The organism is Parendozoicomonas haliclonae, assembly GCF_900174585.1.
GTDB lineage: Bacteria > Pseudomonadota > Gammaproteobacteria > Pseudomonadales > Endozoicomonadaceae > Sansalvadorimonas > Sansalvadorimonas haliclonae.
In genome coordinates, this window is sequence record NZ_FWPT01000002.1 from 57,122 (window position 1) to 79,350 (window position 22,229).

17 protein-coding genes are annotated in these 22,229 nt (G+C 52.1%); 1 reads left to right on the forward strand and 16 read right to left on the reverse strand.

Annotation, left to right across the window (positions count from 1 at the left end):
* Positions 1–2: 2 nt before the first annotated feature.
* From EHSB41UT_RS03590 to pmbA, 3 genes are all read right to left on the reverse strand, one after another.
* Positions 3–1,601: a peptide ABC transporter substrate-binding protein gene (locus tag EHSB41UT_RS03590; RefSeq protein WP_133060377.1), complete on the reverse strand. Its 1,599-nt coding sequence runs from the start codon at positions 1,599–1,601 to the stop codon at positions 3–5.
* A gap of 97 nt (positions 1,602–1,698) precedes the next feature.
* Positions 1,699–3,276, reverse strand: a complete 1,578-nt coding sequence (locus EHSB41UT_RS03595) for a peptide ABC transporter substrate-binding protein (RefSeq protein WP_087107013.1) — start codon at positions 3,274–3,276, stop codon at positions 1,699–1,701.
* Between the two features lie 102 nt (positions 3,277–3,378).
* The gene (gene pmbA / locus EHSB41UT_RS03600) at positions 3,379–4,734 is read right to left on the reverse strand and encodes a metalloprotease PmbA (protein WP_087107015.1); all 1,356 of its coding nucleotides are present in this window, start codon (positions 4,732–4,734) and stop codon (positions 3,379–3,381) included.
* Between the two features lie 112 nt (positions 4,735–4,846).
* On the opposite strand from pmbA, the gene yjgA reads away from it, so the two are divergent.
* Positions 4,847–5,377 carry a ribosome biogenesis factor YjgA gene (gene yjgA, locus EHSB41UT_RS03605; protein ID WP_087107017.1) on the forward strand — a complete coding sequence of 177 codons (531 nt, stop codon included), beginning with the start codon at positions 4,847–4,849 and terminating at the stop codon, positions 5,375–5,377.
* Between the two features lie 29 nt (positions 5,378–5,406).
* Here yjgA and EHSB41UT_RS03610 read toward each other — a convergent pair whose 3' ends face one another.
* The 13 genes from EHSB41UT_RS03610 to EHSB41UT_RS03665 form a co-directional block, all read right to left on the reverse strand.
* Positions 5,407–6,111: a hypothetical protein gene (locus tag EHSB41UT_RS03610; RefSeq protein ID WP_133060378.1), complete on the reverse strand. Its 705-nt coding sequence runs from the start codon at positions 6,109–6,111 to the stop codon at positions 5,407–5,409.
* A gap of 146 nt (positions 6,112–6,257) precedes the next feature.
* Complete coding sequence (tldD, locus tag EHSB41UT_RS03615; protein WP_087107022.1) at positions 6,258–7,700, reverse strand: metalloprotease TldD; 1,443 nt, start codon at positions 7,698–7,700, stop codon at positions 6,258–6,260.
* Between the two features lie 119 nt (positions 7,701–7,819).
* Positions 7,820–11,797 carry a YhdP family protein gene (locus tag EHSB41UT_RS03620; RefSeq protein ID WP_087107023.1) on the reverse strand — a complete coding sequence of 1,326 codons (3,978 nt, stop codon included), beginning with the start codon at positions 11,795–11,797 and terminating at the stop codon, positions 7,820–7,822.
* A gap of 6 nt (positions 11,798–11,803) precedes the next feature.
* The gene (gene rng / locus EHSB41UT_RS03625; protein WP_087107025.1) at positions 11,804–13,270 is read right to left on the reverse strand and encodes a ribonuclease G; all 1,467 of its coding nucleotides are present in this window, start codon (positions 13,268–13,270) and stop codon (positions 11,804–11,806) included.
* Positions 13,271–13,399: 129 nt separating this feature from the next.
* On the reverse strand, positions 13,400–13,996 hold the full coding sequence (locus EHSB41UT_RS03630) for a Maf family protein (RefSeq protein WP_087107027.1): 597 nt from the start codon (positions 13,994–13,996) through the stop codon (positions 13,400–13,402).
* A 1-nt stretch (position 13,997) separates the two neighbouring features.
* A complete protein-coding gene (gene mreD / locus EHSB41UT_RS03635) occupies positions 13,998–14,480 on the reverse strand; it encodes a rod shape-determining protein MreD (protein WP_087107029.1) in 483 nt (160 codons plus the stop codon).
* Complete coding sequence (gene mreC, locus EHSB41UT_RS03640) at positions 14,477–15,388, reverse strand: rod shape-determining protein MreC (protein WP_087107031.1); 912 nt, start codon at positions 15,386–15,388, stop codon at positions 14,477–14,479. The genes mreD and mreC overlap by 4 nt, the downstream gene beginning before the upstream one ends.
* 81 nt (positions 15,389–15,469) lie before the next feature.
* Entirely contained in the window at positions 15,470–16,414 is a 945-nt protein-coding gene (gene pstA / locus EHSB41UT_RS03645) for a phosphate ABC transporter permease PstA (protein WP_087107033.1), read from the reverse strand.
* 3 nt (positions 16,415–16,417) lie between these two features.
* Positions 16,418–17,287 carry a phosphate ABC transporter permease subunit PstC gene (gene pstC / locus EHSB41UT_RS03650; RefSeq protein ID WP_087107035.1) on the reverse strand — a complete coding sequence of 290 codons (870 nt, stop codon included), beginning with the start codon at positions 17,285–17,287 and terminating at the stop codon, positions 16,418–16,420.
* Positions 17,288–17,351: 64 nt separating this feature from the next.
* A complete protein-coding gene (locus tag EHSB41UT_RS03655; protein WP_087107037.1) occupies positions 17,352–18,191 on the reverse strand; it encodes a phosphate ABC transporter substrate-binding protein in 840 nt (279 codons plus the stop codon).
* A gap of 154 nt (positions 18,192–18,345) precedes the next feature.
* Positions 18,346–20,073: an SGNH/GDSL hydrolase family protein gene (locus tag EHSB41UT_RS03660; RefSeq protein ID WP_087107039.1), complete on the reverse strand. Its 1,728-nt coding sequence runs from the start codon at positions 20,071–20,073 to the stop codon at positions 18,346–18,348.
* Positions 20,074–20,268: 195 nt separating this feature from the next.
* Positions 20,269–20,427 (reverse strand): hypothetical protein, encoded by a 159-nt coding sequence (locus tag EHSB41UT_RS24590; RefSeq protein ID WP_165767135.1) that lies wholly within the window; start codon positions 20,425–20,427, stop codon positions 20,269–20,271.
* Positions 20,428–20,681: 254 nt separating this feature from the next.
* A complete protein-coding gene (locus EHSB41UT_RS03665) occupies positions 20,682–21,719 on the reverse strand; it encodes a rod shape-determining protein (protein WP_087107041.1) in 1,038 nt (345 codons plus the stop codon).
* Between the last annotated feature and the right edge of the window lie 510 nt (positions 21,720–22,229).

The window sequence follows — 22,229 nt, forward strand, 5'->3', positions numbered from 1 at the left end:
AACTAAGATTTTGGCATCAGCGACAAATGCCGGGAATGCATCCAGCCTTCCGGATTTTTTGCCGTATAATTTTTAACTGTTGATTGCACCCAATGGGTTTGCTTAGGGTGTGCAAGAGGAACAATCGTATTCCGTTTCAACAGACTATGATGAAGTCTTTCATACTCGCTGGAATCACCAGTGGCTACGCTAGCCGTCAAAGCAGCATCATAGCCGTCTTGTATTGTGGCAGAGCCTACGGATACGGATGAAGAAAAGGGAGAGAGCCTCTTGCTTCCCAGTAACAGAAAAGCAGGCGGTTTATTGTAGGCACCAATCCAACCACCGAGAGCCAGCTGATACTCTCCTTTTTGGACTCGCTCGTTATAGTCTTGCCACTCCAAACCCTCAGCAGCCACCTCTAATCCAGGCAAGCGTTTCCACTGCTGCACAACCGCTTTTTTCCAGTTGCTTTGTTCTTGCCGCTTTACTTCCAAGAGCGATAATCGCAATGGTTTGGTTGTGCTATAACCAGCCCGCCCCCAGGCTTCCTGTGCTTTTTTATCACGCTCATACTGCGACTCTTCAGTGAGTTCAGCAAAGGACTCTGCCCCATCCGTCCAGGGGGGAATCAAACCTTTAGCCACTTCCTCAGGCTCACCAAAAGGAGGTAATGCTTCCTTTTGAATTATCAGCGCGAGTGCCTGCCGTACATCATCACTTAACTCCGGCTTCTGACCATTTATAAGAACATAGGTTGTCGTTAACGCTTTACTGCGCTGCACTACAGAGTGTTCAGGTGGCAAAATATTCTTCAAGGCTTCTGGTAGTGCAGTAGTCACATGCAACTCACCCGAATAAAAATCCTTCAATTGCTGCTGAACCGAATCATAATGTTTCCACACAAGCTGCATAGGTGCCTCTGGCAATGGCAAATGATAATTATTGTTTTTCATCATCATCCATTGGTCCGCTCCCTGCCCGGTTAACGTATAGGGACCATTACTCACCGCAACTCCTGGAGTTTCTGCCCACTGTTCATCATGCCTTTCTACGATATGCCACGGCACCGGCAGAAAGGCTGGAAAGGTCAGCAGCGATGGAAGGAAACTACAGGGGCGTTCAAGGGCAATGACCAGTGTATCGTCATTCTGACTTTCAACCCCAAGTTCACTGAGAGCAAGCTTGCCATCAATCACATCCTGACTGTTCTTGACCGTTGCCTGTGTGAGATAAAAACTGTAATGGCTTTGTGTGACGGGATCCGCAAGCCGCCGAAAGCTGTATTCAAAATCATTAGCGGTCAGGGGTTCACCATCAGACCATTTCAGACCCGAACGCATCTTAAAGGTCCAGGTTAAACCATCATCGGAGACTGACCAGCTTTCAGCCATTCCAGGAACAGGCTTACCCTCTTCATCCTGAACTGTAAGGCCCTCATAGAGATCTTTATGAAGCAAGGCCTCGATATTGCTCTGAAATTTATGGGGATCCAGAGAAACCGGCTTGCCCGGCAGAGCGCGGTACAGAATGCCATTCCCAGCAACGGCAAAAAAGGAGAGGGTAAGGGTGCAAAGCCCCCAAAGGAGAGGAAGTAAACGTATGAATTTTGAAAACTGCACTGAACACCTCCTCAAAAGAAGGTGCCCAGTGTAGACGGTCAGTATGATCACACACTGATCATCCTACTCACCGCAGCAGCCTACACAAGCAAGACGGCTATTTGGGCTGCAAAGAGAGTCGTGCGGAATGCACCCAGCCTTCCGGATTTTTAGTCACAAACCCCTGTATTGCAGGCTGTACCAGATGAACATTACTAGGATGCGCCAGCGGCACCAAGGTATCACGCAACAGTAACCGCTCCTGCAGATCTTTATAAAACCTTGTGCCACCTCGCCACATCGACTCTACAAATTCGTCATAATAGCCATCATCAATACCTATCAAGGCCCTGGGGCTAAGTCTTCTGCTTCCCAATACCAGAAATGCAGATGGATCATTGTAAGCAGCAATCCAACTACCAAAGGCCAGCTGGTAATCGCCTTCATTCATTCTCCGAATATAATCCTGCATTTCGACCTTCTCGATACTGACATTCACTCCCGGCAGACGAGCCCACTGAACCAGAACAGAATCCTTCCACTGGCTTTCGGAGCGAGTTGACAACAGCTTCAGCTCAATCGGCTTATCCTCGCAGACACCGGCTGCCTTCAACGCATTTAGGGCAAGTTGATCACGCTGATACTGAGGAAGTTTCTCTACTTCATTATTCGCATCCATTCCCTCCGTCCAGGGTGGGATCAATTCCCATGCAACATCGCCCGCAGCCCCAAATGGAAATATGGCATTACGATCAAGAGCCAGAGACAACGCCCTCCGGACATCAGGACTTAATTCTTTATCTTCTCCGTTCAACAAAAGGTAATAAGTTGATAATGTTCGGCTGGACTGAACCTGCCGGGCGTCATCAGCCATAAATAATGCTCTAACATGATCTGGCAATGCTGAACTGATATGCAGATTGCCCATATAGAATTGCTCCACCTGTTCGGTTATAGACTCATATTCCTTCCAGATGATTTGCTCACTCTTTACGGCTGCAGCATCACGGTAATTTGGATTCTTCTGCAATAACCACTCACCACCCTCTTTCCCCTCCAACGTATAGGGCCCATTGCTAACTGCCACTCCTACCGTCTCGGCCCAAACCTCTCCCCGCTGACTCTCTGTAGTGGAAATAATATGCTCCGGAACCGGGAGAAAGGCAGGGAAGGTTAATAGCGCTGGAAGCCAGTGAGCTGGATGATCAAGAGTGATGACTAGGGTCTTATCATCTGCCGCGTTCACTCCAAGATGGGAGACATCCAAATCTCCTTTCGAGATGGCTTGACTGTTATGAAGACCAGCAATGTCCAGATAGAAACGATGGGGACTTTTGATAGCCGGATTGGCCAATCGTTGGAAGCTGTAGTAAAAGTCACTCGCTGTTATCGGCTTACCATCGGACCAGACAACATCATCTCGCATGTGAAAGGTCCAGATTCGCCCATCTTCAGAGACCTCCCAACTTTTCGCCATACCGGGTACCGGATTACCGAACTCGTCCTGAACGGTCAGCCCTTCATACAGATCTTTATCAATTAGCGCTTCAGCGTTGCTCTGAAACTTATGAGGATCAAGTGAGACAGGTTTTCCCGGCAAGGCTCGAACAACCGGATCACCGCCGGCCAGAGCTGCATATGCGGTTATTAAACAGACAAGAAAACCGAGGACCTTGAATCCAGACTGATATTTCACTGTTTACCTCCACGAAGGGGCGCACAGTGTAGACCGTCTTTTTTCTCTGAAACAAAAAAGGAGGCCGAAGCCTCCTCTGATTTTCTGGATGAATTGATGGAGTTACTCGCCAGCCACCATCAAGCCATCAATCAGCAGTGAACCACTCTGGATATTACCCCGGCGATCAACATCATTGCCGACCGCACGCAGATTCATAAACATGTCTTTCAGATTACCGGCAATGGTAATTTCAGATACCGGATACTGAATCTCGCCATTTTCCACCCAGAAGCCGCCGGCACCACGGGAGTAATCACCCGTCACCATATTAATGCCCTGACCAATCAGGCTGGTGACCAGCAGACCGGTTCCCATATCTTTGACCAGCTCCTCCAGATCACCGGCATTGCTGTCCAGGAACAGGTTATGGGCACCGCCGGAGTTGGCCGTACTCACCATACCCAACTTGCGGGCGGAGTAGGTGCTAAGCAGATAGCTCTCCAGCACACCATCAACAATAAAGGACTGATCACGGGTCTGCAGGCCGTCACCATCAAATGCCACAGAGCCCATACCGCCTTTCAGCTGCGGGCGTTCATAAATATTTACCCAGTCCGGGAAAATTTTCTGACCTTTGTGATCCAGCAGAAAGGTCGCTTCACGGTAGAGCGCCCCACCGCTTATTGCGCCCATCAGGTGGCCTACAAAGCCCCCTGCCAGCTCAGCGGAGAAAATAACAGGCACGGTAGCGGTAGACACCTTACGGCTGCCCAGACGCTTTATAGTGCGATCTGCAGCCTTGCGACCAACGTCCGCCATAGCCTCAAGCATATTGGCGTTGCGGGCTACTGTGTACCAGTAGTCCCGCTGCATCTCATCGCCCTTCTGGCCAATCACCACGCAGCTGACACTCTGGCGGCTGGAGCGATGGGGGCCAATAAAGCCGTGACTGTTACCGTAAACACGACAGCCCTGGTGAGTATTAACAGTCGCACCATCGGAATTGGTAATCAGTGGGCTGAAGCTGCGAGCCGCCTCTTCACACTCTTTGGCGCGCTCGATGGCTTCTTCTGCGGAGATACCCCAGGGATGATAGAGATCCAGGTCCGGGAACTCTGTGGCCATCTGGTCGGCATCCGCCAGACCGGCGCAAGGATCTTCACTGGTGTAACGGGCAATATCACAGGCTGCGCGAACGGTATCGCGGATGGCTTCCGGGGTCGCATCGCTGGTACTGGCCGAGCCTTTACGCTGACCAAAGTAGACCGTGATGCCGAAACCCTGATCCTTGTTGAACTCGACAGTATCGACCTCCCCCATGCGCACGGTGGCAGACAGGCCGGCATCCGCGCTGGCCCCGACCTCGCAGGCGGTAGCGCCCTGACGGCGGGCTTCATCGATAATGTCAGAGACCAGGTTGGTGAGCCGCTGCTCCTCCATCACCGGATCGATTACGGGCTGAACCTGTGTGGCCATTACAACTCCCTATCCTAAAGACTTGTGCTTTTCATTCTACCGTCGGGCTTTTCCGCGAGTAAACCACGGCCTACAATACCAGCCAGACTTCATATTTTATTGTTACCCTAGAATGCGCAAGAACCAAGAACCTTTCATTGATGAAGAGCAGGATGACGAGATCATTCTGATCAGCAAATCCTCCCTTAAGCGTGACGCTCAGGAAATCAAAGCCCTGGGTGAGCAGCTGGCCAACCTATCCCCGGCCCAGCTGGAAAAATTTCCGCTGGAAGGCCGGATCATCGATGCGCTGCGCGATATTCGCCGGATTACCAGTTTTAATGCCCGTAAGCGTCAGTTTGGCTTTATCGGCAAGCTGATGATGGATCAGGATATTGATGCCATCCGCCACCAATTGGCAATGATGGACCCAAGCAGCGAAGAATATACCCGTCACTTCTACCAGCTGGAGCGCTGGCGTGACCGTATGCTGGGTGAAGAGAGCAACGCGGCCGTGACCGAGTTCCTTGAAGCACATCCGGCTACCGATGTACAAAAACTGCGTCAGATGATTCGTAATACTCTGAAAGAAAAGAACGAAGAGAAACGTTCCAGCCTGAATAAAAAGCTATTCCGTTACCTGCGTGAGATGACGGAAGAATAAGCCTTTCCCTGCTGCTTCATTACCAGTATCTAATCGGCAGCAAGAGAAAGCGCATCTGGTCCCACCAGAGTAATCGCCGCCAGTTCCGTCTCGACCAGTGTTCCTGCAGGCCTCTGCAGGATCACTTTTTCAGGCAGATTATTCTTGCAGCTTCGGTGAACACCGCATACCAGGCAACCATCCTCAAGCCTTCCCTCCGGGGTAATCCAGCCTACCAAAATCCCTGATCGGATGTAGCGTTCAAGATACTTATCATGGGTAATAGTAACCCCGGTAGGAATAGTGCGAAGCAAGGAGGGAAAATCATCCCAAATGGTATTTCCTGAGGCCGGATGTTCCAGAAACAGATAGCTGATAAGACTATCCGCTACCGAATTACCCGGACGTTTCAATGCCACGCGACAAGTGGGATCTTCAGCATCTGGATGTTGAACACGGTCGACAATCACAATCTCATCAATTGTGACATCCTCACGCCGCTTAAGATAAAACAAGGCATCACCCGGCTTCACTTTCCGGAGGATAAGATCACTCTGACGCTCCCGGTCATGATAAAGCCCTTGCAGCTCCAGCATGTTAATTTGGCTGCGGTCATCTCTTAATAATCTGGGGATCTCATCAACATATCTCCCCCAGCAATGTCCTTCTCTTTTGTGTATCTTGAGTTCAACCGGGATTGGCTCCAAATCATCGGGAGCAGGTCTCTTCTTTAGCAGCTTATCAAATACATTCATTTCCGAGGGGCTCACACAGCAATGTTCTCGCATGAGCATTCCCTATTGCTCATCATAAAAACACAACAATAGGGTAAGAGAGGCTGACAGCTGGCCCATAAAGCAGAAAAGGCGCCGAAGCGCCTTTTCCCTGTATCAGCATGCGTTTATACGCTGGTGCCGCCTACGGTGATTTCATCAATCTTCAGGGTTGGCTGACCGACACCCACCGGTACTGACTGCCCCTCCTTACCGCAGACACCGACACCGGTATCCAGCTCCAGATCATTACCCACCATGGAGACCTTGTTCATCACATCCGGGCCATTGCCAATCAGGGTTGCTCCCTTCACTGGAGCGCCGAGCTTGCCATCCTCAATCAGGTAAGCCTCACTGGTGGAGAACACAAACTTGCCCGAGGTAATATCCACCTGACCGCCACCCATATTGGCGACATAAATACCTTTCTTCACGGAAGCGATAATTTCTTCCGGAGCACTTTGCCCGGCCAGCATATAGGTGTTGGTCATCCGCGGCATCGGCAGATGGGCATAGGATTCACGGCGGCCATTGCCAGTAGATTGCACGCCCATCAGGCGGGCGTTCATCTTGTCCTGCATATAGCCCTTGAGAATACCGTTCTCGATCAGCACCGTGTTATTGGTCGGCACACCTTCGTCGTCCACATTCAGGGAACCTCGACGGCCGGCAATCGTGCCATCATCGACAATTGTGCACAGTGGTGAGGCGACACGCTCACCAATCCGTCCGGAGTACATGGAGCTGCCTTTGCGGTTAAAGTCGCCTTCCAGACCGTGCCCAACAGCCTCATGCAACAGAACACCATTCCAGCCTGCCCCCAAAACAACCGGCATGGCACCCGCAGGTGCTGCCACCGCATCCAGATTCACACAGGCCTGACGTACGGCTTCGGCTGCATATTTCTTCCAGAGGTTATCCTTGAAGAACATGCTGTAGTCACCACGACCACCGCCGCCAAAGGAGCCGCGCTCTCGACGACCTTTGTCTTCAACGATGACGGAAATATTCAAACGCACCAGAGGACGAATATCCGCATTCAATGTGCCGTCGGCAGCGGCAACCAGTACATACTCATGGACGCCAGCCAGACTAACGCTGACTTGCTTGATACGGCTGTCGATACGGCGAGCTTCCGCATCCATATCCTTCAGCAACTTGACCTTGTCATCACGGGAAAGAGAGTCCAGCGGATTGGCATCACTGTACAGAGCCAGAGGCTGTGGGCGGTTCCAGGCCTGAATCTGATGATTCTGACCGGCACGGGCAATACTGCGGGATGCACCAGCGGCGGCTTCCAGTGCCGGCAGGGCGATATCGTTAGCGTAAGCGAAACCGGTTTTCTCACCACTGATCGCTCGCACACCCACACCACGGTCAGCGTTATAGCTGCCTTCTTTTACGATACCGTCTTCCAGTACCCAGCCTTCATGGCGCACGCTCTGGAAATAAAGATCAGCGGCATCAATCTGATGGCCGAGCATGCCATGGATCACCTGCTCAAGATGGTTCTCATCAAGAGCGGCCGGTGCAAGCAACTGCTGTTTGGCTTGAGACAGGATATCGGTCATCTGGCGTTCCCTGATTAATGTTTCTGTCATGGTATGAAAGGGAGAAGCTGCACGCAATAACAGGGCAGGACAAAAAGAAGGGGCTCACTATGCCCCTTCATCCGTTATCCATATTACGCTCAAGATTTATTCTCTTTTTCCTTGTTAGAGAATAAACGATCCAGTTTGATCTGCGGATCCTGGAAGCTGCCGGAGATTTCATAACGAAGGCTGGCAAACTGCTCCACCTTGCTGCCCAGCAGCTTATCGAACAGATAGGCGGCACCGGCAATATAAGGCTGTCCCAGCAACAGACTGACCACAGTGATGTTCTGGGTCACCGGCAAGGTAACAACCAACCCCATATCCAGAGCCTGCTGTCGGGTATTCAGACGACCACTCAGCTTAAAGTCCGAGGACACACCTTTGACCACTATTGGATCAATAAGTGTGACTTCTCCATTATTAAATCCGGCCTTTCCTTTCACCCGGTCAAACACCATTCCGCCCCGGAAGAGGTCCGAAAAATCGAGGCGCAAACGGCGAGTGATGGAGTCCAGGTTCAAAACCCCAAACAGTCGCAACGCTTCAGTACCGGAAGCCGCCTTGGAATTAAACCGACCATTGGTCAGCTCCAGTCCAACATCACCTTCCAGCGTATTGATGGAAAAGCCTGCAGGAGTGCCGGACCAGGACAGATAGGTCTTGGCCTGGACACGTTTGGCTGACATCAAATCCGGATAGCCCCAGAACTTCAGGGTGTCCTCCAGATTACGGCTGGTCAGCTCGCCGGCCAGCTGGGTGGAATTATCTTTACCGGTTTGCGTCCAGGTCAGATCGCCATTAAAAGCCGCACCGCCCAGAGAGCCACTCAGGTTCTCCAGATTCAAGCCTTTGCTGAACGGGCGCAGGGTAAACTGCACCTGTCCGGCATTCTGTCCTTTGTAGGCCAGCTCCTGCACTGTGACATTCATCGGTGGCAGTTTGGCGGGATTGATATCCGCCAACGGGTCAACGCTTGGTTGGACTTTACTCTTCGGCTTATCAGCCTCTTCAACCGAGTCATCCGCAGAGTGAACCATGTCCTCAGGTAGAGTCAGGCGACTGATCTGTATATCCAGAGGTGTCTGGCTATCCGCTTGACTAAAACTATCCGGGATATCTGCTGTTCCGGTAATATCCGGCGAATCGACCGCAATCAGCCAGCTGGAAGATTTTCTGTCGATATCCACCACCGCATTGGTCAGCAGCTCTTCGCTCCATAACAAACGGCCAACCTTAAAATCCTTAACCTTCAGGTCTGACAGTGATAGGGAGTCCTGACTCTTACCAGCAACTACATTGTGGTTTTGCGAAGAGCTGGAAGTTACTGACGTTGTCGGGAAGTGCTTCTCCCCCCAGAAAACCCAAGGCTCCAATGCCAATTCAGACAGACCGCCAGTGACCAGAATTCCCTTACCCGGCATGGATACTCGACCGGCCCCAGAGTGGATACCGATCCGTTCCAGTCCACCACTCTTACCCAGCTCCATCATGGTATTCAGACGGGAACCTCCGGCACGACTCAGGGTACCTGTTACCAGAACCGGCTGACCTTTCTTTGATTGCACACGGACTTTCAAAGAATCCCTGCCAGCAGGAGACTGCAGGGGAGCCGGCATTGTCGAGCTAATACCTTTCAGACTGGTCAGCACATCAACCTGCACATCATCACTGATAGTGACAACAGCCTTATAAGCCGTTTTACCCTTCAGGTAAGGCGCAAGATCATGCCCCAGCCAGTTGGAGAGCTGAGGTACAGCCATATCTCCGGTAAAACTTAATCGTGTTTCGAGTTTTGCAGCAGACGCAGTTGAGTCAATATTCAGCTTGAAGGCTTCGTCCATCAGGACACCACTCAGGTCTTTGCCGAAAAGACCTTTCGCTGTTGTATAGGCAAACTCACCATCCAGCTTGCTGGCTGTCAGTTTCACCTCGGGTATTGTGAGGCTGTTGTCGTCCAGCCTGATCGCGACACGAATATCTTCTTTCAGCCCCTCTTCCAGAGGGATATGCAGATCCAGCTCGGCTCCCATGGCACCGGTAATCTGCCATTCATCAGCCGCATGATCGATAGCCGTTGCAATCGGCGTCTCTTTCAAAAGTCGCAGGGCATCTGCGCCATTGCTCTGCACGGCACCGGTAATGCCCAGCACTAATGGCTTATCTCCCAACAGATCCGGCACCTGAGCCGTCAGACCGGTCACTTCACTGTTGTAGATTTTACCTTTCTGAGCCGTTACCAGAACCTCATCCTGATCAACAAGCACCGTGCCTTTCATATCCGACACGGCTGGCCATTCCGGACTGTAGGCGATATGAGCTTTATCCAGATCAAAGAACAGCCCCCAGCTCAGATCATTATCAATATCCGGGCCGGTCAGCGGACCGTTAAAGATAAACGCCCCCTGTTCAACATCTCCGCCTTTAATACTGCTGTTGAGCCACTGCGCCAGCTCTGGAGAAACCTTGCCTTTAACCGGCAGATATTTGCCTGCATAGGTGACATTGCCATCCAGAATACCGGCTTCAAGCGCCATCCAGATGCCCTGATCACCATCAAACGGAATATCCAGGCGCAGACGGGTTTCAATATCCCCCTCACCACCGCGCAGGGACAGACCATCCGTACGCAGCTGATAAACGTCATTTTCAATACGCCAGTACAGCTGGCCCTGGGCACGATCAAACACCCAGACATCTTCAAACAGATTATCCAGACCCAGCGTAAAGCCCGGACTATTCAAATCAATCACACCGGCATCGGTGGTCATATGCACTTTGGCATTAATGCGTTCGCCGGATGGCGCACCATACCAGTGATCGACACCCACGCCCTGCAGCTCGGTGATCAATGAGAAGTCGAGAGGTTCCCGCCCCGGCCGCAGTCGCATCACCAGATTTTTCAGGGAGCCTCTTGGTGCCAGTGTCGAAACGACCTTATCGAGAGTTTCTGGTAGTTGATTGGAGGCATCCGCAATCAAAGCCAGCGGTTGCAGATGAACCTTGTCGATTGCCAGCAACCAGTCCTGCTCCGGTTTGTTTTCCAGAGCCAGATACAGGTTGCTTTCAGGATAGGGATAACCGGCAAACTGGAATGCCAATTGTTCCAACCAGATTTGTACCGGCTGACGACGACCAAACTTCATGGTCAGCTGAGTGGAAAGTTGAGTCAGCGGTGGGAAGGTTTGATCCTGAAAGTCCACATCCACCATCTCAGCCTTGAGATTACCACGCAGATCCCAGCCAAACGGTGTATAGGAAAACCAGAACTCGGAACCGGCACGCAGCTGGTTAAGCTGAACGCCTTTACTCTTCATCAGGTCAGCCGGCAACAGTGCCAGCCAGGGTTTGAAATTAAACTCTGGAAGATTAACGTAACCGCTCATCACCACATCCGGCCACTCGTAAGCCATGCCCACTGTGTTCATGGTCAGAGTCATGGGTTTGTCAGTGCCGGTATCAATAACCGCAGAGACTTTACGGCTACCCGGCGGCCCGGCCAGAATCAGCCGATTAATACTCATCGCCTGCTGCAAACCATCCGGCATGGCAAACGCAAAGCGAATATTCCGGAAGTCCACCAGCCTTTGGCGGGCAACCAGATCATAAATAGCGCGAAAATTAGCTCTCTCGGCACTTGGAGAAGGGGCTGGTGCGTCTTTTTCCGGGAAGCCGGTCAGGGCAACGGCGCCTGGTTCACCATTTAGCTGCAGATTGCCACTGCCTACCGAAACACGGCGGAAGACAACCTGTCGATTGAGCAGGGATTCAATAGTGTCGAGTTCCAGCAACAGATCATAAAGCGCCAGACTTTCCTGCTGCGGACTTTCCGGCTGATACACAACCAGACTGTCGACACTGATCGCCGGATTAAAATCTATAAACCGGCCATGAAGTTCACCGAGGGCAACGGGGGCCTGCAGCATATCGCTAAGCTGCAGACGCACATCTTCACGCCAGTCATCAATCATCGGCAGGGCAATACGCCCTGCCGACAAAACCAGCGCAACAATAACTAAACAGGCGACCAGCGAGAGCCAGGTCGCCCGCGAAATATGAAGGGCAATTCGCTTCATTCAGTCTCAGACCAGCACAACATCAAACTGTTCCTGACTGTAGCGGGGCTCAACCTGGAAACGAATGGTTTTGTTCATAACAGATTCCAGCTCCGCGACATTGTCAGACTCTTCATCAAGAAGCTTATCAACCACCTGCTCGGATGCCAGAACCAGATAGCTGTCACTGTCATAGGTGCGGGCTTCGCGCATGATCTCCCGGAAGATTTCATAGCAAACAGTTTCGGCAGTCTTCAGGGTGCCACGCCCCTGACAGGTTGGGCAGGGTTCACACAGGGTGTTTTCCAGAGACTCCCGGGTACGCTTGCGGGTCATCTCCACCAAACCCAGCTCGGAAACACCGGTAATATTGGTTTTGGCATGATCCCGTTCCAGCATCTTCTCCAGAGTACGCAGTACCTGACGCTGATGCTCGGTATCTTCCATATCAATAAAATCGATAATAATAATCCCGCCCAGGTTCCGCAGACGCAGCTGACGGGCGATGGCGTGGGCCGCTTCCAGGTTGGTCTTGAAGATGGTCTCTTCAAGATTACGATGCCCGACAAAGCCGCCGGTATTCACATCAATGGTGGTCATGGCTTCGGTCTGATCGATAATCAGATAGCCACCGGACTTGAGCTCAACCCGGCGGGACATGGCACGGTTGATTTCATCTTCAACACTGAACAGATCAAAAATCGGACGCTCGCCGGAATAGTATTCCACCCGGCCATCCAGATGAGGGACCAGCTTGCGAACAAATTTGGTGACCTTGTTGTAGGTCTCTTCGGAGTCGATACGAATCTTTTCAATATCCGGCTCGACCAGATCTCGCATGGTACGCAGATGCAGCGGCAGGTCTTCATAGATGCAGGACGGCGCTTTGCTGACCTTGCGCTGCTCTTCCACGGTTTCCCACAGGCGATGCAGGAACAGGATATCGGCCAGAATTTCATTCTCACCGATGCCTTCGGCAGCCGTACGCAGAATAAAGCCGCCTTTGTCCTTCAGCTCATCACGCCCCATCAGGCCTTCAACGATCTGACGCAGACGATCCCGCTCTTCCGGGTTTTCAATTCTGAGGGAGATACCCACGTGGGTATTGTGGGGCATAAAGACAAGGTAGCGGGCCGGGATGGAGATATGAGTGGTAAGACGTGCGCCCTTGGTACCAATCGGATCTTTGGTCACCTGTACCACCAGTGCCTGACCTTCATGAACCAGCTCGACGATACCCGGTTCCTGACCATCCGGTTTGCTGGTGCGATCATAGATCTCACTGGCATGGATGAACGCGGCCCGTTCCAGACCGATATCCACAAAGGCGGCCTGCATACCGGGCAGCACCCGGACAACCTTGCCCTTGTAGATATTGCCGACGATGCCCCGGCTACGGTCTCGTTCTACATAGACTTCCTGCAGAACACCGTTTTCCACAACTGCCACACGGGATTCCATGGGCGTTATGTTCATCAGTATTTCTTCGCTCATCCCTAATTCCCCCGACCTCTAACCGGATGCATCCTTTCCGTGAATCCGATCATTCAATTGCTAAACAGCTATGCACGGAAACTGGCCGGCTTGAAAAATAAAATATTCGGCCACTTCCGCAGTAAACTTTCACAATGTCTCTGTCTGCCAGCAGGCAACACCAAATTCTGCAGCCAGAGTCGCAGTCTCATAAACAGGCAGTCCAACCACATTGGAATAACTGCCTTCAATTCGTTCTACCAGTACGCCACCAAAGCCCTGAATGCCATAAGCACCAGCCTTGTCCATCGGTTCGCCCGTGGCCACATAACGCTCCGCATCCGCCCGGCGGAAGCTGGCAAAGCAGACTCTGGTCGCGACAACCCGGGACTCCAGCCGGTCACCCAAAGCCATCGCAATACCTGTGTATACAGTATGTTCCCGTCCACTCAGGTGCATCAGCATATCAACAGCCTCTGCAGGCGTTTCCGGTTTACCCAGAATATGGGTACCTTCAGCGACTGTCGTATCCGCGGCTAATACCGGTGCCGACTGTGCGGCTTCCCCTTGAGATGCCACACCTGCGCGGGCCTTGTCCCGGGCCAGACGCTCCACATAATCCGCCGCAGCCTCGTCCTCCAGAACCGATTCATCGACTTCAATATCGATCAGACGAAAAGGAATACCAGCCTGCTGCAGAAGTTCTCTGCGGCGTGGGGAACGGGAGGCAAGATAGAGATACTGCATATCAGATTACAATAAACCGTCGGCGCAGGCTGTGGAAAAGTGCTGCCAGCCATGGCCAGAGCAAGGCACTGGTGACCGCAGGCAACAAGTACAAGAGTGTAGGATTCAGTCGTCCCGTGGCATTACCAATCCACAAGATAGCCAACTGGTAAAGACCGATAATCACCACCACCATAAAACTCTGCTGCCACCAGGGGTACATTTTCATACGCCGGTGCAGCTGAGTTACAGCCATGGCCATAAACAGCATCGCCATCGCATGCTGCCCAAATACAGTGCCATGGAGGGCATCCATCAGGACACCAATAATCCAGGCAAAAAACAGTCCATAATACTGGGGCAGAGCCAGCATCCAGAAAATCACTACCAGCGGCACCCACGCAGGACGCCCCGGCGCAATCACATCCGGTAATGGCAGAATGCTGAGTACGGCGGCAAAAAATGTGGTCAGCCAGACCAGCCAGTGGGCGTGTCCATGCTTCATGGCGTTTTCTCCTCTGGCTTGGTTTCAGTTGCTGCCCCTTCCGATGAAGGCTCGTCTGGTAACGACTGCGCATGCCCGTAGATTTCACGTTCGGAAGTAAACACCAACATAACCAGACGGCTGTAATGCAACTGTGCTGACGGCCGGGCACGAATCGACAGGAAAGGATGGCCAGGATCCTGAACCACCTCAGTTACCTCGGCCACAGGGTAGCCAACCGGGAAGCGGCCGCCCATGCCGGAGGTCACCAGCAGATCACCAACCTTGATATCCGCCGTACCAGGGATATGCAAAAGCTCCAGCTCAGTGCCGGATTCGGTTCCGGAAGCAATGGCACGGAAACCGTTACGGTTCACCTGCACAGGAATACGGCTGGTTTTATCGGTCAGCAGAATAACACGGCTATTCAGAGGCCCGACCTGCGTCACCTGCCCCATCACACCATTGGCATCCAAGAGTGGCTGACCAGGATGAACACCGTCCAGATCACCTTTATTGATCAACACCTGTTTGATGCGAGGGTCCGGATCCACACCGATCAGCTCGGAGATCACCACCTTCTCATCAACCAGACGAGATGAGTTCAGCAACTCACGCAGCCGCACATTCTGTGCGTTCAAAGACGCCATCTTCTGCAGCTTCTGCTCCAGAATCAGGTTACGGGCTTTCAGACGGGCACTTTCTTCCGCCAGTTCAGAGCGGGAGCTCACCATAATCTGCACGGTGCCAGTGAGGCGCGCAGGCAGATCGGCCAGCCAAAGAACCGGAGTAACCGCTACAGAAAGAACACGGCGTGCTTCTTTCAGATAATCAAAGCGGTGATCTAAAAAAATCAGAGTCAGGGACAGTGCAAGTAAGAGGGTGAACCGAGCCCCTATGGCCTGTCCCTTTCGAAATATGGGGTTAATAGGAGTGCTCCTGCAAGCTCCAGTTCAAATCCTTTTTATTTTAAATGGGTTATGGCGGTTACGTGAAGAGGGAATATGCAATCAGGGTTTATGCTTTCGGAAACGTGACGCAATAACCCGGGTCACAATATTGAGTGAAAGCACCAGAATGATCAGCACAGTGGCTGTGGCATAGGCCTGATCCCAGTCACTGATCGAGAACAATTCCTGCGTCAGTTTATACAGATGCACAGTCAGCGTTCGCCCGGAATCAAACACAGAATCGGGAATTCTCGCCACCATACCTGCGGTCAGAAATACCGGAGCCGACTCACCAATAATCCGACCGATACACAAAATAATAGAGCCAACGATACCCGGCAGAGCATTGGGCAGCACCAGATGCCAGATCGTATACACCCTTGAAGCCCCCAAGGCATAGGAGCTGTCACGCCAGGATTGCGGCACACTCAACAGTGATTCTTCCGTGGTCCGGATAATCACCGGCAGAATCAAAATACTCAGAGTCAAAGCACCGGCCAGTATCGAAAAGCCCAGTTTCATCGTGGAAACAAACAGCGTCAGACCAAACAGGCCATAAATAATCGAAGGAATACCGGCAAGACTTTCCGTGGCAAAACGTACCACCTTCACCAGCTTGCTGCCGGGACGGGCAAACTCTGTCAGATAAATCGCAGCCATAATCCCCACAGGGGCAGCAATCCCCAGCGACAAACCCACCATATAAAGAGTACTGACAATCATTGGCCAGATGCCCGAATCGGCATCCGTACGGGCGTAATCGGAGGTCAGAAAGGTCCAGTCGATATGGCTCAAGCCATTACTGATGATATGAAACAGAATCCAGCCCAGCATGCCGACCGTACCCAACGTTGCCAGCACAATCATCGCCAGGGCGAATTTATCCTGAATTTTGCGGCGTAATTTTCGGGACGCAGCGGAGGCCTGAACCTCGCTAACGGCGGCAGCCGCCGGATATTTGCGCGGTCGCTTGGGGCTGGAGGTTAAAACAGATTCCAGACGCATAAATTAACCGCCCCTCTTCCGGTTCACATACAGCATGGCGGCATTGAGAACCATGATAAACACCAGCAACACAACGCCCGTCGCATAGAGCGCACTGCTGTGCAGACCACTGGCATACGCCATTTCCAGCGCGATATTGGCGGTCAGAGTACGGGCAGGCTCCAGCAGACTTTCCGCCAGTGCCGGGGCATTTCCCATCACCATGATAATGGCCATAGTCTCCCCCACTGCACGGGCTACCGAGAGAATCACTGCGGTCATAATTCCGGAACGTGCACCCGGCAGAACCACATGAAAAATGGTGTAAACCTGTGTTGCCCCCATGGCCAGAGAGGCTTCCCTATAACCAGGAGGCACAGCCCGCAGGGACGTTTCTGACAGTGTCACCATGGTCGGCAGAATCATAATGGCCAACACCACGATACCGGCCAGCAAAGTGCTGCCCGAGGGAACATTAAAAATCTGCTCGATAGCAGGAACAATCACGACCAGACCGAAGAAGCCATAAATAACCGAAGGAATACCGGCAAGCAGTTCGATAGCGGTACGCAAAAACAGTGCGAGGCGGCGCGGGGCAATCTCAGCCAGAAAGATTGCCGTCAACAATCCCATGGGTACACCAATAGCAACCGCACCTAGGGAAGCAAACGCTGTACCGGCAATCATTGGCAGGATGCCAAAATAAACCGGTGGCACCCATTCTGTACCGGTCACAAAGTCCAGCAACCCGACCTCTTTAAGCGCTGGAAAACCTTCGGCAAAGATATAAATCGCAATCATGCCGACGGTCAGGGTACTGATCAGGGTGCAGAGCAGGAACAGACCATGAAAAGCCCTGTCCACAACCGCCCGACGACTATTCGGAGATATCATTTAATTACTCTGAACCACTTCAATCCGAAACCGCTGCACGTCTGTGCAGATGAAGCCAAGGCTGTCAGTTTGCCGGAATATATCCTTCTGCGGAAACAATGTTTTGCGCTTCGTCCGATAACAGCCACGTTAAAAAGGCCTCACTATTCTTCGAGGCCTCCTGGCCAGCATGCATCAGCACAAAGGGACGGATAATCTTGTAACTTTTATCCGCAATGGTATCCATGGAAGCTTCAATACCATCGATACTGACCGACTTGAGGGAACCATCCACCGAACCCAGTGAGATATAGCCAATGGCATGGCTATTCTGGGCCACAGTCATTTTGACTGCGCCATTGCCTGGAGCAACCTGGGCCGTGCGGGCGATCGTGGAAACAATATTGCCCCGTTCGTCCTCGGCTTTAAGCCCCATAATATCTTCAAAGGCCACTCGGGTACCGGAGGCGGGATCACGGGTAACCAAAACAATCGGCAGATCTTCCCCGCCAACGTCCTGCCAGTTACTTGCTTCTCCACGATAAATCGCCGCCACCTGCGCAGTAGAAAGCCCGGCAATGGTGTTACTGCTGTTCACCACAACAGCAATGCCATCGTAAGCGAGCACAGAAGTGGTTACGCCGGAAACCAGTTCATCGCCAGCGACCTCTCGCGAAGACATACCGATATGACTGGTACCCTGATTGGCGGCATGAATACCGGCGGAAGAACCTGTGCCCTGCACTTCAACAATCACCTTGGATTGCTTGTGCCAGTGCTCGCCCAGCACTTCCATCAGTTCGGTAACCGAGGTCGATCCGGACACACTGACCGCATCGGCATCTGGTGCGGATGATTCCCCGCAGCCGGAAAGAACGAGGCTTAATGCACCAGCGGCAAGCACTGAGAGCACAGATTTATTCACGGAAGTCCCTCGTTATTTTTATGAAGAGCCTCAACGGGTGTCGAATGAACTTATGTGTATTTATTAACTTCCGAAATGATACCGAAACGTCATTGAATTGAAACAATCACTATTCATTAGAGGCCCGACGATTAAACGCCGGACCGCTCAATGGCTACTGCTGAGCCTCAGCCAGCGCCATGGCCTCGGTGTAGTTATCCGGGTTACATGGAATATTAAAGTCCTCAGACATCGTCCGGCAGGCGGCTACCGCTATGGCATAGTGCGCATCCGCGCTGGGATGAACCGTGTCAGCAAAGAACGGAACATTCCCGGGAGCAATAACGTTTGCCCCACGAATGCCAAAAGTATCCCGGAAGCCCTGATTCTTCTTCAGTTCGGTATTAATAAAGTTATTACCGACAGGGGCACCTTCTGTAGACACCACATCAACCCCTGGTACGGCAATATCCAGGATAGGACGCTCCAGATCCCAGCGAGGGTCCGCCTGCAGCAGCTTGAACATCCTGTCACCATCAATGGTGACCACCTGATAGCCGTTCGCTCCATGAAACTCTTCTCGCAGCAGATTCAAGCGCATCCGCAGGCTGGTGTTATAGCGTTGAATTAAAGAAGAGATCGCCAAGGCTTCAGCCGATTTCCCCTGACTTCGGTCAGGATGAAAACGTGGTGTATCCGAGATATCAGGCAGGAGCACAACAGCAACCCGCTGAGCACCGGCATCAAGAGTCATCCAGATATCCCGCGCCATCTCCTGGGCCACATCATCAGGGTCCGACCATTTATTCAGAAAATCATTGGCACTGTTGAAAAACACCACCAGCGTATCCGATTCAATAATCGGTTCACCAAAGTTTGGTGTACGGCCATGGGCCTGCAGGAAAATATTACGGCGTTCATTCAGATAGGACTGCACCACCAACCCTTCACAGGGTGGAATCATACTGCCCTGAAAGAACAGTGTGGCCCCCGCCATCATGCCCGAGGTGAGATCATCAATAATATGCAGAGCTTCCATCTTGTCCGAGGCACAGAGCGTCCAGCTGCCTGCCATAGCCCGGTTATCCAGAGCCACCTGATGGGAACCAAACGACATCATTCTGTGCAGATATTCCACCCAGACTTTCCCCATCGCACCTGCGGTCCACTTCCCTTGGACGTAGTAATCAGGATTGGGGATTAACGGAATCGCATCCTTAAAGCGACTGGTAATCTCGATCAGCCGATCATCACCAAAATCGAGCACAGCATCGGAAAAGTCACGCTCAATAAAATTGGCGACATAAATCAGTTTCTTTTCCAGAGAGACCAGTAGTTTCCCGGTCACTGTATTGGCCCCTGCACGCGGCACCCACTGATCCAGCCAGATCTGTGCACGCTTGAGCAACGGCAGCACACCTTCATCAATACGATCTTCTGCCCGATCCAGCGCCTGCAGCACACCGGTCACCAGATCACCCAAAAGATTGAGCGCCACAGCCTCAAAGTTACTCAACAACCGACCGAGGTAGCGCCTTTCAAGTCCTTCCTGACGCACCTCTTTGGCCAGCAGATCAAAATTGGCGCGGATATTGGCGATGGTGGACCGGTGGCCGATCAGAGTGTCCAACTCCATGGGCCGACGTACCTGACCATCGGGAAGCGTCACCAGCTCACCTCTTAGGGTGCGTAAAAGATTAAATGTTGAATAGGCAAGATCGGGGGGACGGAAGGAATCTCCATGACTGTCGCTGAGGCTATCGCCAAACATCACAATTTTGGATGGTTGCCAGGGCGGCGCTTCTGCCATCACCGGTGCGCTGATATTACTCTGACCACTTGCAGTGACAGGCACAGCCAAAACAGAACAGATCAAAACCCCACAGGATAAGGTGAACTTCATAGAGACCCCCTTTGATAAGCGTGGGGAGTTTTTAGACAAGAAAAAAGCGCTTAGCCAGTTATGGAGAAATCAGGCTGTGAGACTAGAAGACAGTGGATATTAAAGCGTGGTCGTATGGCGAGGAGAGATTATCAGACACCCGGCGTATTCTTTTGTGTTATTGACCGGGTGCCTATGACAGAAAGGAATAGATCATTAGTGTGTCAGCTGCTCTTCTCTTGCAATAAACGACTGCAGACACTCATCGATCATTTCCATGGTAATTGGCAGTTCCTGACCATCTTCAGTGACAAGAGCCGCACCGAACATTGGATCAAGATTTTCTGTCGCATTGTTTGCTGTTCTGAAGTCCATAAATAACCCCATGATTTCCTATTAACAAACCGTCCCGAGAGAGAGTTAGGCCACAAAGACCATTTCAGGACGCACTTCCAATGTATCCTCAAGCCAACAGAATGAATAGCAGCGTTTTGTAACCAAGCCGGCTGTTTTTGTACACGAAACCGGAGAGCGAGATAAAAAAGGAAACAATCAGGGGAAGACGGGAGTAGCGAAAACAAAGAGGGAAGACAGGCTGCACCGGTATTCGGCACAGCCTGATAAAACAATTATTCGGTGGAGAGCAGATCCATACGATGACGATCCATCATCTCCAGTGCACGGCCACCACCACGGGCCACACAGGTCAGCGGCTCTTCAGCAACGATCACCGGCAGGCCAGTCTCTTCAGACAGCAGCGTATCCAGACCACGCATCAGAGCACCACCACCGGTCAGAACTACACCACGCTCGGCGATATCGGAAGCCAGTTCCGGTGGAGACTGTTCCAGTGCGCTCTTAACAGATTGCACGATAGCGTTCAGGCTGTCCTGCAGCGCTTCCAGCACTTCGTTGCTGTTCAGGGTAAAGCTGCGTGGCACACCTTCGGCCAGATTACGACCACGGACGTCAATTTCACGCACTTCACCCATTGGGTAAGCAATGGCGATTTCCTGCTTGATACGTTCTGCAGTGGATTCACCGATCAGGCTGCCGTAGTTGCGACGCACATAAGTCACGATCGCTTCATCGAAACGGTCACCACCAATGCGTACGGATTCGGAGTAAACGACACCACTCAGGGAAATGATCGCAATCTCAGTCGTACCACCACCGATATCCACGACCATGGAACCGCTGGCTTCTTCAACCGGCAGACCGGCACCGATAGCGGCAGCCATTGGCTCTTCAATCAGATAAACCTCACGGGCACCGGCTCCAAGAACGGATTCACGGATCGCACGACGCTCAACCTTGGTGGACTTGCAAGGCACACACACCAGAACACGAGGGCTTGGCTGAATAAAGCTGTTCTCATGCACCTTGTTGATAAAGTGCTGCAGCATTTTTTCACAGACGTCGAAGTCGGCGATAACGCCGTCTTTCATTGGACGGATCGCAGTAATGCTGCCTGGGGTACGGCCGAGCATACGCTTGGCGTCGGCACCAACCGCCACCACGCTCTTCTGAGTGCCGAGGTTACGGATGGCAACCACAGAAGGTTCGTCCAGTACGATGCCCTTATCACGGACATAAACAAGGGTGTTGGCTGTTCCAAGGTCAATAGACAGGTCTGTGGAAAACAGCCCGCGCAGTTTCTTTAACATAGTGTCCTGTTCTGCCCCACCCGAGGCATTCTCAATGTGTTTTCTCACCCAGCGGGCTGCAACATGGTGCAACCGGCTATGAATTTGTTTTCTGCGATACTCACCAGCTGCCCGGACAAACCGGATAACTGTTCAGGAAGTCATGTCCTGATCCGCAAGCGCCCTGCACGACACCTTAAGAGGTAAAAACGGCAAGGCGGTAAAATCTTCGCTTGTGATCCTTCTATTCCCTAATAATGGAACATCAGGGAAGAGCAAACAAACGGAATCTGTATAACTTGCCAACTTTATCAATCGGCTGCACCCCCGGCAACCCGAACCCCACTCTATGCTGTCATGAATCAACTGCCGGAAAATCCCCTTCTTTTCGTTTTCTGCGGGAAAAGAATCTTGAGATAAGCAAGGCAACCCCCTAAATTAGCCCGAACATCTGTACAATATGCAGAAACACCATGAACACCGCCGAACTGCGCAGGAACAACTTCTTGCCAGCTGGCAGTGACAGATTGA

Bases quoted from the DNA above. Each gene is read 5' to 3' on its own strand.
- pmbA (WP_087107015.1), bottom strand. From the start codon at position 4,734: ATGGCCACACAGGTTCAGCCCGTAATCGATCCGGTGATGGAGGAGCAG.
- yjgA (WP_087107017.1), top strand. From the start codon at position 4,847: ATGCGCAAGAACCAAGAACCTTTCATTGATGAAGAGCAGGATGACGAG.
- EHSB41UT_RS03610 (WP_133060378.1), bottom strand. From the start codon at position 6,111: ATGAATGTATTTGATAAGCTGCTAAAGAAGAGACCTGCTCCCGATGAT.
- tldD (WP_087107022.1), bottom strand. From the start codon at position 7,700: ATGACCGATATCCTGTCTCAAGCCAAACAGCAGTTGCTTGCACCGGCC.
- EHSB41UT_RS03620 (WP_087107023.1), bottom strand. From the start codon at position 11,797: ATGAAGCGAATTGCCCTTCATATTTCGCGGGCGACCTGGCTCTCGCTG.
- rng (WP_087107025.1), bottom strand. From the start codon at position 13,270: ATGAGCGAAGAAATACTGATGAACATAACGCCCATGGAATCCCGTGTG.
- EHSB41UT_RS03630 (WP_087107027.1), bottom strand. From the start codon at position 13,996: ATGCAGTATCTCTATCTTGCCTCCCGTTCCCCACGCCGCAGAGAACTT.
- mreD (WP_087107029.1), bottom strand. From the start codon at position 14,480: ATGAAGCATGGACACGCCCACTGGCTGGTCTGGCTGACCACATTTTTT.
- pstA (WP_087107033.1), bottom strand. From the start codon at position 16,414: ATGCGTCTGGAATCTGTTTTAACCTCCAGCCCCAAGCGACCGCGCAAA.
- pstC (WP_087107035.1), bottom strand. From the start codon at position 17,287: ATGATATCTCCGAATAGTCGTCGGGCGGTTGTGGACAGGGCTTTTCAT.
- EHSB41UT_RS03660 (WP_087107039.1), bottom strand. From the start codon at position 20,073: ATGAAGTTCACCTTATCCTGTGGGGTTTTGATCTGTTCTGTTTTGGCT.
- EHSB41UT_RS24590 (WP_165767135.1), bottom strand. From the start codon at position 20,427: ATGGACTTCAGAACAGCAAACAATGCGACAGAAAATCTTGATCCAATG.
- EHSB41UT_RS03665 (WP_087107041.1), bottom strand. From the start codon at position 21,719: ATGTTAAAGAAACTGCGCGGGCTGTTTTCCACAGACCTGTCTATTGAC.